This window comes from Actinosynnema sp. NPDC059797 (assembly GCF_042732085.1).
GTDB lineage: Bacteria > Actinomycetota > Actinomycetes > Mycobacteriales > Pseudonocardiaceae > Actinosynnema.
The window spans coordinates 1-13775 of record NZ_JBHWIE010000201.1 but is presented as its reverse complement, the minus strand read 5'-3'; the positions used below and the strand labels follow the sequence as shown (position 1 = coordinate 13775).

The window sequence follows — 13775 nt, the reverse complement described above, 5'->3', positions numbered from 1 at the left end:
CTCGGTGGGACGCTCTTCCCCACCGTGCCTGCCGGCTGCGGCCTGCCTCCGGTACTCGTAAGGGCCCCATGTCAAATCGAGCCGGGACCAGCCCCCAAGCCCGAAACCGACAGGAGCTCAGACCCGGGTCACCGACACCCGGACCTTCTGACCCTCCCCGACCACGCCCTCAACACCCGAACCCGAACCCGAACCCGAACCCGAGCCAGCCACGTCCTGCGAGTACTCGACCGCGTCCGCCAGGGTCTCCGACTTCACGAACGGCTCGAACTTCCGCACCGCCGCCTCGACCCCGCCGTCCGGCAGCCCCAGCACCACCGAGATCCGGTCGGACACGTCCAACCCGGCGTCCTTGCGGGCCTGCTGCACCAACCGCACCAGGTCGCGCACCAACCCCTCGTCGGCCAGCTCCTCGGTCACCACGGTGTCCAGCACCACCAACCCGGAGTTCCCGGGCAACGCCGCCGTCGCCCCGGCATCCCGGGCCACCAGCCGCTGCTCGTACTCCTCCGGGAACAGCTCGACCCCGGCCGCCACGACGCGCCCGTCGACCTCGGCCCAGTCCCCGGCCTTCACCGCCTTGATGACCTTCTGCACCTCGGGCCCCAGCCTCGGCCCGGCGGCACGCGCGTTCACCGCCAGCTGGAAGTGCCCGTGGGCGTCCACGTCCGTCGTCAGCGACACCGACTTCACGTTGACCTCGTCCCGCAGCACCTCCGCGAACGGCTCCAGCACCTCCGCGTCGGCCGCCGCGATGACCAGCGAGGCCAGCGGCAACCGCACCCGCAGCTTGTTCGCCTTCCGCAGCGACAGCGCCGTGGACGCCACCTGCCGCACCTTGTCCATCGCGGTGACCAGCCCGGCGTCGGCCGGCAGGTCCGAGGCGACCGGCCAGTCGGCCAGGTGCACGGACCGCCCGCCGGTCAGCCCGCGCCACACGGCCTCCGTCGTCAGCGGCAGCAGCGGCGCCGCCACCCGGCAGACCACCTCCAGCACCGTGTGCAGCGTGTCGACCGCGTCCCGGTCGCCGGCCCAGAACCGGTCGCGCGACCGCCGCACGTACCAGTTGGTCAGCACCTCCAGGAAGTCCCGGATCGACGCGCACGCGCCCGAGACGTCGTACGCGTCGAGCTGCGCGCCGACCGAGGCGACCAGGTCGTGGGTCTTCGCCAGCACGTACCGGTCCAGCACGTGCGGCGAGTCCGTCCGCCAGGTGCCCTCGATGCCCTCGGCGTTCGCGTACAGCGCCAGGAAGTACCACGAGTTCCACAGCGGCAGCACGGCCTGCCGCACCGCGTCCCGGATGCCCCGCTCGGTGACCACCAGGTCGCCGCCGCGCAGGATCGGCGAGGCCATGAGGAACCACCGCATGGCGTCGGAGCCGTCCCGCTGGAACACCTCGTTCACGTCCGGGTAGTTCCGGCGCGACTTGGACATCTTCTGCCCGTCGTCGCCCAGCACGATCCCGTGCGCCACGCAGTTCCGGAACGCCGGCCGGTCGAACAGCGCCGTGGCCAGCACGTGCATGGTGTAGAACCACCCGCGCGTCTGCCCGTTGTACTCGACGATGAAGTCACCCGGGTAGTGGTCCTCGAACCACTCGCGGTTCTCGAACGGGTAGTGCACCTGGGCGAACGACATCGACCCGGACTCGAACCAGCAGTCCAGCACCTCGGGCACCCGGCGCATCGTCGACCGTCCCGACGGGTCGTCCGGGTTCGGCCTGGTCAGCGCGTCGATGCCCGGCCGGTGCAGGTCGGTCGGCCGCACGCCGAAGTCGCGCTCCAGCTCGTCCAGCGAGCCGTACACGTCCACCCTCGGGTACGCCGGGTCGTCCGACACCCACACGGGGATCGGCGAGCCCCAGAACCGGTTCCGCGAGATGTTCCAGTCGCGGGCGTTCTCCAGCCACTTGCCGAACTGGCCGTCGCGGATGTGCTCGGGCACCCAGTTGATCTGCTGGTTCAGCTCGACCATGCGGTCCTTGAACCGCGACACCGCGACGAACCACGACGACACGGCGCGCTGGATCAGCGCGTTGTCGCACCGCCAGCAGTGCGGGTACGGGTGGTCGTAGGTCTCGTGGCGCAGCAGCAGGCCGGCCTCGCGCAGGTCCCGGATGATCGGCTTGTTCGCCTCGAAGACCTGCAACCCCTCGTACGGGGGCACCTCGGAGGTGAACCGGCCGTGCGCGTCGACCGGCACCACGACGTCGATGCCCGCCGCGTCCGTGACGGCCTTGTCCTCCTCGCCGAAGGCGGGGGCGATGTGCACGATGCCCGTGCCGTCCTCGGTGGTGACGTAGTCGGCGGCCAGCACCTGGTGGGCGTTCTCGCGGCCGGCGAAGAAGTCGAACGGCGGCCGGTACTTCCGCCCCACCAGCTCGGACCCCCGGTAGCGGGCCACCACCGGCGGCTCCTCGCCCAGCTCGCGCGCGTACGCCGCCACCCGGGCCTCGGCCAGCAGGTACTTCTCCCCGCCGGACTCGACCACCACGTAGTCCACGTCCGGGTGAACCGCGGCGGCCAGGTTGGACGGCAGCGTCCACGGGGTGGTCGTCCACACCAGAGCCAGCTCGCCGGTCTCCAGGCGCAGGCCCACCGTCACCGCCGGGTCCTGCCGGGGCCGGTAGGTGTCGTCCATCTTCGTCTCGGTGTTGGACAGCGGCGTCTCGCAGCGCCAGCAGTACCAGAGCACCCGGAAGCCCTCGTAGACCAGGCCCTTGTCCCACAGGGTCTTGAAGGCCCACATGACGCTTTCCATGTAGTCCAGGTCGAGCGTCTTGTAGTCGTTGTCGAAGTCCACCCAGCGGGCCTGCCGGGTCACGTAGTCGCGCCACTGGTCGGTGTACCGGAGCACCGACGTGCGGCAGGCCTCGTTGAACTTCTCGATGCCGAAGGACTCGATCTCGCTCTTGGACGAGAACCCGAGCTGCTTCTCGGCCTCGACCTCGGCGGGCAGGCCGTGGGTGTCCCACCCGAACCGGCGCTCGACGTGCTTGCCGCGCATCGTCTGGTAGCGCGGCACCACGTCCTTGACGTACCCGGTCAGCAGGTGGCCGTAGTGCGGCAGGCCGTTGGCGAACGGCGGGCCGTCGTAGAAGACGAACTCGTTGGACCCGTTGTCCCCGGCCGGCCGGGCGTCGACCGACGCCTGGAACGTCCCGTCGGACTTCCAGAAGTCGAGCACGCCCTCTTCGAGGACGGGGAAGGACGGCTGGGCGGGGACGGAACCCTCGCCCGCCTTCGGGTAGGCCATCGTGCGACTCCTCGCTCGCGTGCAACCGGCTCACGAGGACGACACGCCCTGCCGGGCGCACCGCGGTACCACCTCGCTTGCCAGCGCGCGAAGGCACTGGCCTCTCGTTCAGCGGCTGTGACGGGCCGCACCCGTCCGGTTCTACTGGGGCTCGCGCCCGTTCTTCCGGAGGCTCGCCGGTGATGGCCGGGTCAACGCCGTGCTAACGCCAAGGGTAACCGAACCGCACCGGCGGGTTGTTCCGCGCGCCGGCGCCACCTCGGACGACGCCGGGTGTGGTGTTGATCACTCGGGCTCGGCCGCGCTCCGGGACCGGGCCGCCAGCGAGGCGTCCGGCGCGCACACCGCGCAGGGCGTGAACCCCAGCTGACGGGCCTCGTTGATCGGCAGCGCCAGGGAGCCCCTCCCCGCGAGCCAGGAACACTCGACCAGGTGATACCGGGGGCGTTCGTCGAGCACCCGGACCTCGTCGGTCAGGTCGGCCACGACGAGCGAGTCCGCCGCGTCCGTGTCCTCTTCACCGGGCTCGGCGACCGGCTCGTCACCGACCTCCGGCGACCCACCCTCGCGACCAGCCGGAACCGGCCCCGAATCCGACGTCGACGCCGACGCCGACGAAGAAGCGGCCACCGGGGCCACCCGGGACACCGGAGCGCCCTCGGTGCCCGACCGGCGGCGGAGCCACCAGTCGAGCACCAGGGCCACGGCAGCGGCCCCGCTGGCACCCACCGACAACCAAGCCCAGTGGGTCTGGGTGCTGGTCAGCGCGGGCACGAGCAGGCCCAGCGCGACCAGCACCAGCAGCAGGACTACGTACAGCACGTGCAGCAGACTAGATCAGCGACGCGACCAGCGCGCCGACCAACCCAGCCGGCGCGCCGACCAACCCAGCCGGCGCGCCGACTAACCCGGCCAACGCGCCGACCAACCCGACCGGCGCGCCGATCAACTCGACCCGCGCGCCGATCCAGCCAGGTCGGCCCGGTCAGCCCGGTCAGCCCGCCTCGGCACGCGCCCCGAAGGTGTACCCACCCTGCTGACGACCGTCGGACGGAGCGGCCGGGCCGCGGTCCTGGAGGTCGCGCAGCGACGACTCCAGCATGGTCTTCAACCTGGTCCGGTACTCGCGCTCGAACGTCTGGAGCTTGTCGATCTGCTTCTCCAGCGTGTTCTTCTCCTGGGTGATGTTCCCCATCACCTCGGCGTGCTTGCGCTGCGCGTCGCGGTCGAGCGCGCTCGCCTTCTCCCGGGCCTGCCGCTCCAGCGTCTCGGCACGGGTCCGCGCGTCGTTCAGCATGGTCTCGGCACGCGTGCGCGCCTCGTTGACCATGGTGTCGGCCTTGGCACGGGCCTCGGACAGCAGCTGCTCGGACTTGGTCCGCGCCTCCGACAGCATCCCGTCGGCCTCGGCCTTGGCCTCGCCGGTGAGCCGGTCGGCCATCTCCTGGGCCAGGCCGAGCACCTTGGCCGCCTGCACGTGGTGGTCACCACCACCGCCGGGCGAGGTCTGCTCCAACGCCGAGGGGGGCGGTACGGGGGCGAGCCTGCGGGGCTCGTCGACGACCCGGCTGGGGCCGCCGACACCCGCGGCGATCTTCGCCCGTGCGTCCTCCAGGTCGGCACGCGCAGTCTCGACCTGCTGGTCGAGCTGCTCGACCTGCTGGCGCAGGTCGTTGTTCTCCTCGATCAGGCGGGCCAACTCGCCCTCAACCAGGTCGAGGAACGCGTCCACCTCGTCCTCGTTGTAGCCCCGCTTGCCAATCGGCGGCTTGCTGAACGCGACGTTGTGCACGTCCGCGGGGGTCAACGGCATCAGATCACCTCACGCACTCCTGGGCTGTGGAGATCCCTGGACCCTGTCCCCTCACAACGGCCTGGGATCGGCTACTCGCATCAGAATGATAACGACCAGCAACAGCACAATAATGGACAAGTCCAGACCGACGCCGCCGATCCGCACGGTCGGGATGAGCCGACGCAGCAGGCGGACCGGGGGATCGGTTACCGTGTAGACGGTCTCCAGAGCCACGGCGACCCCGCCCGCAGGCCGCCAGCCCCTGGCGAAACTGCGGACGAGTTCCACGACGACACGCGCCGTGAGCAGCACCCAGAACGAGAACAACACGTAGTAGACCACGAGCCAGAGGGCATCCACACCGTCAACTGTGCCACCCCTCAGTCGCGGTTGAGGAACCCGCCCTCCGCGAGGCGCCTCCGGTCCTCCGCCGTCACGTCGATGTTCGGCGGTGAGAGGAGGAACACCTTGTTGGTGACCTTGTCGATCGAGCCGCGCAGGGCGAACGCCAGGCCTGCCGCGAAGTCGACCAGCCGCTTGGCGTCCGCGTCGTCCATGTCGGTGAGGTTCATGATCACCGGGGTGCCGTCGCGGTAGTGCTCGCCGATGGTCCGCGCCTCGTTGTAGTTGCGCGGGTGCAGCGTGGTGATGCGCCCCAGCTGGTGGGGAGCGGGCTCGGGGGTCGGGCGCAGCCGGTTCACCGGCTCGCGCTGGGGCTCGACGGCCAGCGCGCCGTGGGTCTCCGGCGTCCACGGTCGTCGTGACCGGGCTCCGCGATCGGGCTCGTAGTCGTCCGCCTCCTCCAGCTCGGCCCGGTAGCCGTTGAACGCACGGCGCCGGTTGTTGCGCTGCTCCGGGTAGGGCTCGTAGTCCTCGGGCTCGGCGTAGTCGGCCCGGTAGTCCGAGTAGCGGCGGTCACCGTCGTAGGCGTCGGGGTCGTCGGCGTACTCGGCGGGAACCATCCCGAAGTAGGCCTTCAGCTTGTGAAACCCGCTCATGGTTCGAGCCCTTCCTCCGCCGATGATCCCTACCCGCAAGGACGTCGCGGCCGTCCCAGAGGTTCCGGACAGTTACGGCGAGGCTAGTCTCCGGCTGCCCAGCAACGCTGTTCCGACACGCACGCACGTGGAACCGTGCGCAATGGCATCTTCCAGGTCACCGCTCATCCCCGCCGAGACAACGGTGGCATCGGGATGATCGTCCCGCAAGCGGGTTACCGCTTCGTACAGAGCAGCAAACGCCTGCCGTGGAGACATGGAGAGGGGTGCGACGGTCATCACACCTCGCAGAATAAGTTCACTCGAACGTGCTACGTGATCGGCCAGTCGCGGTAGGTCACCGATGGGGTGCCCGCCGCGGGCCTCGTCGCCGTCGATGCTGACCTGGAGCAGCACCTCGACGGGTTCGGTGGCGGCCTTCGCGATGGCGTCGGCCAAGCGGGTCGAGTCGACCGTGTCGATCCGGTCGGCCCACCTCAGCACCGACTTGGCCTTGTTCCGCTGGAGCGACCCGACCATGTGCCAGCGGGCCCGCGCGTCCGGCCGCAGCTCGGCGAACTCCCGGGTCTTCCGAGCGGCCTCCTGGTCGCGGTTCTCGGCGAACTCGGTGAGCCCGAGGTCGTGCAGGATCGCCACGTCCCCGGCCGGGAACGTCTTGGTCACCGCGAGCAGCCCGACCTCGGACGCGTCCCGCCCGGCCGCGGCGCAGGCCGCGGCGATCCGCGCCCGCACCTCGGCCAGCGACAACGCCAACTCCTCGCGCCGCTCCGCGCTCCCCGCTCCCCCACCGGCGCTCCCCGCTGCCCCACCGGCGCTCCCAGCTCCCACGCCGGCGCCCTCCACTGCCCCACCACCCACGTCCTCGCCCACGCCGGCGCCCTCCACTGCCCCGCCACCCACGTCCGCGCTCACGCCTCCACCCAGATGACACCGGCGAGCCGCCCGGTGCCGCGCTCCCGCCGGTGGCTGAACAGCGACTTCTCCTCCACCGTGCACCGGGGGTCGACGCCGATCCTGCCGACCCCGGCGTCGGCCAGCTGCTGCCACAGCCCGGCCCGCAGGTCCAACGCCGGCTTGCCGCCCCGGGTCTTGCTCGCGCTCCCGGGCAGGTGCTTCTCCACGTCCGCCCGCATCTCGGCGGGCACCTCGTAGCACTGCCCGCACACCGCAGGCCCCAGCAGCACCTCGACCCGCCCCACCTCGGCACCCAGCTCGACCATCCGCTCCAGCGCCGCCGGCACCACGCCGACGCGGGCGCCGACCCGCCCGGCGTGCACCGCCGCGACGACCCCGGCCTCCGGGTCGCCCATCAGCACCGGCACGCAGTCGGCGGTCAGCACGGCCAGCCCCAACCCGGGCTGCCGGGTGACCACGGCGTCGGTCGCCTCCAGCGGCTCGTCCACGGGCCCGTCGACGACCCCGACCGTCCGCCCGTGCACCTGCTCCATCCACACCAGCCGCCCGGGCCCCAACCCGATGCCCTCGGCCAACCTCCCCCGGTTGGCCGCGACCGCGGCCGGGTCGTCCCCCACCCGGTCACCCAGGTTGAACGACTCATACGGCGGCTTCGACACGCCACCCTCACGCGTGGTCACAACACGACGGATCCGCACCCCACCAGCTTCCCAGACCCGCGTGTCCTCCACTCCGGCACCGCGTGTCCTCCACTCGGACACCGCGAACCCACCGCTCAGGCCGCGGGCACGCGGAGGCTCGGAGGTCCGGACTGGACGACACGCGGTGTCGGACTGGACGACACGCCGTGCCGGACTGGACGACACGCCGCGCCTGAGTGGAGGACACGCGATGTCTGGGTGGAGGACACGCGGAGGGCCCCCGAGCGGTGGCTCGGGGGCCCGGGAGAGCGCGGGGTCAGCGGCGCATGAAGGGCGGGACGTCGACCTCGTCGTCCGGGTCGTCGGTGACCGGGACGGCCCGGTTGGGCAGGCTGCCGCTGGTCGGCAGGCCCGGCGACAGGGAACGCGGCACGGCCGGCGGCGTCGGCGGCGTGTAGGGCGCCCCGTTGCCCTGCGGCTGCTGCGGCACGGTCGGCCGCTGCTGGACCACCTGCGCCGGCTCCACCGACGACACCGGCTGCGACACCGGCTGCACGGCGGGCACGGTCGGCTGCGCCGTCACCGGCGGGGGCTGCTGGGGCTGCGGCGCGGACAGCTCACCCGCCGTCGCCGAGGCGACCGGGTTGCCGCGCTGCGGGCCGGACAGCGCCTGCGGCTCCAGCTTCTTGTGCGTCGGGCCGCCGCTGTCGAAGCCGGCCGCGATCACCGTCACCCGCACCTCGTCGCCGAGCGAGTCGTCGATGACCGTGCCGAAGATGATGTTCGCGTCCGGGTGGGCGGCCTCCTGCACCAGCGACGCCGACTCGTTGATCTCGAACAGGCCCAGGTCGCTGCCGCCCGCGATCGACAGCAGCACGCCGTGGGCGCCCTCCATCGACGCCTCCAGCAGCGGCGAGTTGATGGCCTTCTGGGCGGCCGTCACCGCCCGGCCCTCGCCGCGCGCCGAGCCGATGCCCATCAACGCGCTGCCCGCCCCGGACATGACCGACTTCACGTCGGCGAAGTCCAGGTTGATCAGACCCGGCGTGGTGATCAGGTCGGTGATGCCCTGGACACCGGACAGCAGCACCTCGTCCGCCGACCGGAACGCGTCCATCAGCGACACACCGATGTCGCCGAGCTGGAGCAGCCGGTCGTTCGGGATCACGATGAGCGTGTCGCACTCGTTGCGCAGGGCCTGGATGCCCTCCTCGGCCTGCTTCGCGCGCCGCTTGCCCTCGAACGAGAACGGCCGCGTCACCACGCCGATGGTCAGCGCGCCGAGCTTGCGGGCGATCGAGGCCACCACGGGCGCGCCGCCGGTGCCCGTGCCACCGCCCTCGCCGGCGGTGACGAACACCATGTCGGCCCCCTTGAGGACCTCCTCGATCTCCTCCCGGTGGTCCTCGGCCGCCTTGTGGCCGACCTCGGGGTTGGCGCCGGCGCCGAGGCCGCGGGTCAGTTCGCGGCCGATGTCGAGCTTCACGTCGGCGTCGGACATCAGCAGAGCCTGCGCGTCGGTGTTCACCGCGATGAACTCGACGCCCTTGAGCCCGACCTCGATCATCCGGTTCACGGCGTTCACGCCGCCACCGCCGATGCCGACGACCTTTATCACCGCGAGGTAGTTGTGCGGGGGCGTCATCGGTCCGCCTTCCTGATCGTGTCCGTGCTCATGTGCTGGAGTGGATGACCACCGGTGTCACACCCGGACGGATCACCACCCGGATTGAAACTCTCAACCAGAGGTGGAGAGTTATGTCAACCCCGTATGTTCCTGCTGGACGTTATGCATCGGCAATGCCTCGGTCCAGCAGCCACGCCGTGTTGTGTCCTGACCGGGTGAGCGGTCACTACTCGCCGGTCGCCCCGTCGAGCAGTTCCCGCACCACGTCCAGGTGCCCCGCGTGCCGACCCGTTTCCTCGATCATGTGGATCAACACCCAGCGCGCGGAAATCCGACCACCGCGGAACGCCACCTCGTGGTCGAGGTCGAGCCCCGCGGCGACTTCCCGGCTCGCCGCACATTCCGAAGCGTAGTCGGCCAGCAGACCGGAGATCGTCTCGCCCGGCTCGACGCGCCAATCCGCGTCGGGGTCCTCCCTGGTGTAAGGCGCCTCGCTCGGCTGCCCGGACAGCACCACCCGGAACCAGTAGTTCTCCACCCACCGCAGGTGCTTGACCACGCCCGCGGCGGTGTTGAGCTGCGACGGGAGCACCGAGCGCCGCGCCTGCTCCTCCGACAGCCCCGCGCACTTGAACGCGATCGTCCCGCGCAGGTAGTCCAGGAACGCGTTCAGCAGGGTCCTCTCGTCCCCCGTGTACGGCACCTCGACGCGTTCGTCTTCCCTCAAACCGGTCACGTCGGCAGTATCGCCGCCCGCGGCGCCCGACGTGGCCGGGTCAGCCGAGCACGCGGGTGTGGCGGGTTTCACCGGCGGACCTCACGACACCGTCGGCAGCTGCGGGCTGGAGACGTCGAACACGGTCCCATCCCTGGTCAGCAGCACGTCCAGCACGGCGGCCTTGCGCGGCGTGTCGTCCGCGGAGCCCCAGCGGACCTCGCGGCCGGCGCTCAGGGTCAGCCGCACCCCCGAGGGCGATTCGGCCGAGACCACCAGCACCTCGCTCCGCAACGCCTCCGGCAGCTGCGTGACCACGGCCACGGCCGCCGCCAGCGCGTCGCCGGACGCCTTCAGCTCGGGCAGCCCGGCCGGCGGCTGCGCCACGGTGGCGTAGTCCCGGCCCGTGGCGTCCACCAGGTGCGCGCCGTCGGGCCCGGTGAGGACTCCCACGGGGTCGCGCTCGTCCACGGTGAGCCGCACCAGGCCGGGCAGGACGCGTTCGACCAGCACGTCGGCCACCCGCGGCAGGGCGCGCACGCGCTCCGCGACCTCACCGCCGTCCACCCTGACCAGCGGGGTGCCGGGCCGGATCGCGGCGGCCTCGACGACCTCCGCGGACGTCAGCTCCGCCACGCCGCGCACCTGCACCTCGCGGACGCCGAGCGCGGGCGTGAACCACACCGCGCACACGGCGACGGTGACGGCGACCAGGACCAGGACCGCGACCAGCCGCCGGCGCAGCACCGTGCGCCGGGACGGGACGCGCGACGGGCGCCGCCGCGGCGCGGGGCGCGGTCGGCGACGCACCGCCTGCGTGCTCACCTGCGGTCCAACTCCCCGAGGATCTCCGGCCCGAGCACGGTCACGTCGCCCGCGCCCATGGTGACGACCACGTCGCCGTCCCCGACCAGCCCCGCGACCAGCGCGGGCACCCGGTCGAACGACGGCTCGTAGTGCACCCCGCCCTCGGCCAGCGGCACGCGCTCGGCGACCATCCCGCCGGTCACGCCCGGCTGCGGGTCCTCGCGCGCGCCGTACACGTCGAGCACCACGACCTCGTCGGCCAGGGCGAGCGCGGCGCCGAACTCGTCGGCGAACAGGCGGGTCCGCGAGTACAGGTGCGGCTGGAACACCACGACCAGCTTGCCCTCGCCGGCCAGCGGGCGGGCGGCGGTGAGCTGCGCGGACACCTCGGTGGGGTGGTGGGCGTAGTCGTCGTAGACCCGCACGCCCGCGGCGCGGCCCTTGTACTCGAACCGCCTGCGCACCCCGCCGAACGCGGCCAGGCCCCGCAGCACGCCGTCCCGGTCCGCGCCCAGTTCCAGCGCGGCCAGCAGCGCCGCGACGGCGTTGCCCGCCATGTGCTCGCCGGGCACGGCGACCCGCACGTCCACGACCCGCACGTCCGCGCCGCCGGCCTCCTCGGCGAGCTCGACCCGGACCAGGCCGCCGGTCTCCTCCGGCCGGTAGTCGACCAGTCGCGCCGAGCCCGGACCGCCCGCGGTGCGGCCGTAGGGCCGCACCCGGATGCCGAGCTTCGCGGCCCGCTCGGCCAGCGCCGCCGCGCCCGGGTCGTCCGCGCAGGCCACCAGCACGCCGCCCGGCTCGATCCGCTCCAGGAACGAGTCGAACACGCCCACGTACGCCTCGGTGGTGCCGTGGTGGTCCAGGTGGTCGGCCTCCACGTTGGTCACCACCGCGACCGACGGCGAGAAGGACAGGAACGAGCCGTCGCTCTCGTCGGCCTCGGCGACGAACACGCCGCCCGTGCCCTGGTGGGCGTTCGCGCCCGACTCGTTCAGGTCGCCGCCGATGGCGAACGACGGGTCCAGCCGGCAGTGCTGGAGCGCGACGGTGAGCATCGACGTGGTGGACGTCTTGCCGTGCGTGCCGGCGACGCAGGCCACGCGGTGGCCCTCCATCAGCGCGGCCAGCGCCTCCGCCCGCCGCAGCACCGCCACGCCGCGCTCGCGCGCCGCGACCAGCTCCGGGTTGTCCTCCCGGATCGCGGTGGACACCACGACCGCGGTGGGCCCGCCGGGGAGCTGGTCGAGGTTCGCGCCGTCGTGGCCCACCGCCACGGCCGCGCCCTGCGCGCGCAGGGCCAGCACCGTGCGCGAGTCCTTGGCGTCCGAGCCGGACACCTGCGCGCCGCGCGCGAGCAGGATGCGGGCGATGCCGCTCATGCCCGCGCCCCCGATGCCGACCAGGTGCACCCGTTCCAGCACGTCGCCCACCGAACCATCCCCCCTCGCGCCCGAACCGCCGCCGACCGGAGCCGTCACTTCCGGATCACCTCCAGCACGATGCGGGCCAGCACCTCGTCGGCCTCGCGGTGACCCGTGCTCAGCGTCGCGGCGGTCATCGCGGCCAGCCGGTTGCGGTCGGCGACCAGCGGCACCACGTTCGCCGCGACCCACTCCGGCGTCAACTGCTCGTCGGGCACCAGCAGGCCGCCGCCCGCCGACACCACGGGGCCGGCGTTGAGCGCCTGCTCGCCGTTGCCGTGCGGCAGCGGCACGAACACCGCGGGCAGGCCGACCGCCGACACCTCGGCCACGGTCATCGCGCCCGACCGGCACAGCACGGCGTCCGCGGCCGCGTAGGCCAGGTCCATGCGCTCCAGGTAGGGCACCGGCACGTACGGCGGCGCGCCCGGCACCGACTGGACGGCCACGGTGTTCTTCGGGCCGTGCGCGTGCAGCACGCCGATCCCGGCCCGCGCGAACGCCGGCGCCGCCGAGGCCACCGCGGTGTTGATCGACCGCGCGCCCTGGGAGCCGCCGAACACCAGCAGCGTCGGCGCGGTCGGGTGCAGGCCGAACTGGGCGCGGGCGCGCTGCCGCAGCGCCGCCCGGTCCAGCGTGGTGATCGAGTGCCGCAGCGGGATGCCGATGACCTCGGCGTCGGCCAGGCCCGAGTCGGGCACGGCGGCCGCGACCCGCTCGGCGAACTTCGCGCCGACCTTGTTGGCCAGGCCGGCCTTGGCGTTGGCCTCGTGCACCACGATCGGCACGCGGCCGCGCGCGGCGAGGTAGGCGGGCAGCGCCACGTAGCCGCCGAAGCCGACCACCACGTCCGCGCCGACGCGGTCCAGCACGTCGCGGGTCTGCTTGACCGCGCCGCGCACCCGCAGCGGCAGCTTGAGCAGGTCCGGTGACGGCTTGCGCGGCATCGGCACCGGCGGGATCAGCTCCAGGGGGTAGCCGCGGGCGGGCACGATCCTGCTCTCCAGCCCCCGCTCGGTGCCCAGCGCGACCACGCGCGCGTCGGGCCGCAGCCGCATGACCGCGTCGGCCAGGGCCAGGGCGGGCTCGATGTGCCCGGCGGTGCCGCCTCCGGCGACCACCACGCACGGACCGTTGGGGACAAGCCGGTCGCCGGACAGGGGAACCTCCAGGGCTGCGGGATCTCGTCGGGATCTCGTCCACTCGACGTGCCGAGCCTAGCAACGGCGCCACCCGGGCCCGGTGGAACCGCACCGCGTCGGGCGGGCACGAGCGGACCCGGACCCGGTCGGGCCCGGCGCGGCATTCGGCGAGGCATTCGGCGAGAGCGGCCGGGTGAAGGCGGAAAAGCCGCCCGGCGGAACTCCCGGCGATTCGACCGACGGCCGCTCGGACGCGGGTCGGTCTCAAGAGGAATTCCCCTCGGGGACCGACCGGGACCACCGGATCGGCCGGGCGCCGGGCACCACCGGGCGACGCGGTCCGGCCCCGCCCGCGTCGTCGCACCTCAACCGGCGACAGCGGGCGCACGCCTGGTAGGACCCCACGTCGTGCCGGGTGGCCGGTGCCGACCCGGGCCGGGCGCGGACGTCGGC

General features: G+C 72.6%; 12 protein-coding genes. All 12 read right to left on the bottom strand.

Going from position 1 to position 13775, the window contains the following annotated elements; all coding sequences use genetic code 11:
* Positions 1-117: 117 nt before the first annotated feature.
* Positions 118-3258: an isoleucine--tRNA ligase gene (gene ileS, locus ACFV4N_RS30325; RefSeq protein WP_499676040.1), complete on the bottom strand. Its 3141-nt coding sequence runs from the start codon at positions 3256-3258 to the stop codon at positions 118-120.
* A 285-nt stretch (positions 3259-3543) separates the two neighbouring features.
* A complete protein-coding gene (locus tag ACFV4N_RS30320; protein WP_499676039.1) occupies positions 3544-4080 on the bottom strand; it encodes a hypothetical protein in 537 nt (178 codons plus the stop codon).
* A gap of 172 nt (positions 4081-4252) precedes the next feature.
* Entirely contained in the window at positions 4253-5071 is an 819-nt protein-coding gene (wag31, locus tag ACFV4N_RS30315; RefSeq protein ID WP_344034993.1) for a DivIVA-like cell division protein Wag31, read from the bottom strand.
* Positions 5072-5122: 51 nt separating this feature from the next.
* Entirely contained in the window at positions 5123-5413 is a 291-nt protein-coding gene (locus ACFV4N_RS30310; RefSeq protein ID WP_344034995.1) for a YggT family protein, read from the bottom strand.
* Between the two features lie 20 nt (positions 5414-5433).
* On the bottom strand, positions 5434-6051 hold the full coding sequence (locus ACFV4N_RS30305) for a cell division protein SepF (RefSeq protein ID WP_499676038.1): 618 nt from the start codon (positions 6049-6051) through the stop codon (positions 5434-5436).
* Between the two features lie 72 nt (positions 6052-6123).
* Positions 6124-6798 carry a YggS family pyridoxal phosphate-dependent enzyme gene (locus ACFV4N_RS30300; protein ID WP_499676037.1) on the bottom strand — a complete coding sequence of 225 codons (675 nt, stop codon included), beginning with the start codon at positions 6796-6798 and terminating at the stop codon, positions 6124-6126.
* A 161-nt stretch (positions 6799-6959) separates the two neighbouring features.
* Complete coding sequence (pgeF, locus tag ACFV4N_RS30295) at positions 6960-7664, bottom strand: peptidoglycan editing factor PgeF (protein ID WP_499676036.1); 705 nt, start codon at positions 7662-7664, stop codon at positions 6960-6962.
* Positions 7665-7923: 259 nt separating this feature from the next.
* Entirely contained in the window at positions 7924-9252 is a 1329-nt protein-coding gene (ftsZ, locus tag ACFV4N_RS30290; RefSeq protein ID WP_499676035.1) for a cell division protein FtsZ, read from the bottom strand.
* Between the two features lie 208 nt (positions 9253-9460).
* Positions 9461-9970, bottom strand: coding sequence for a DinB family protein (locus tag ACFV4N_RS30285; protein ID WP_499676034.1), 510 nt, complete (start codon positions 9968-9970; stop codon positions 9461-9463).
* Between the two features lie 81 nt (positions 9971-10051).
* Positions 10052-10774 carry a cell division protein FtsQ/DivIB gene (locus ACFV4N_RS30280; protein ID WP_499676033.1) on the bottom strand — a complete coding sequence of 241 codons (723 nt, stop codon included), beginning with the start codon at positions 10772-10774 and terminating at the stop codon, positions 10052-10054.
* Complete coding sequence (gene murC, locus ACFV4N_RS30275; protein ID WP_499676032.1) at positions 10771-12189, bottom strand: UDP-N-acetylmuramate--L-alanine ligase; 1419 nt, start codon at positions 12187-12189, stop codon at positions 10771-10773. The genes ACFV4N_RS30280 and murC overlap by 4 nt, the downstream gene beginning before the upstream one ends.
* A 44-nt stretch (positions 12190-12233) precedes the next feature.
* Positions 12234-13352: an undecaprenyldiphospho-muramoylpentapeptide beta-N-acetylglucosaminyltransferase gene (gene murG, locus ACFV4N_RS30270; RefSeq protein ID WP_499676041.1), complete on the bottom strand. Its 1119-nt coding sequence runs from the start codon at positions 13350-13352 to the stop codon at positions 12234-12236.
* Positions 13353-13775 lie beyond the last annotated feature (423 nt).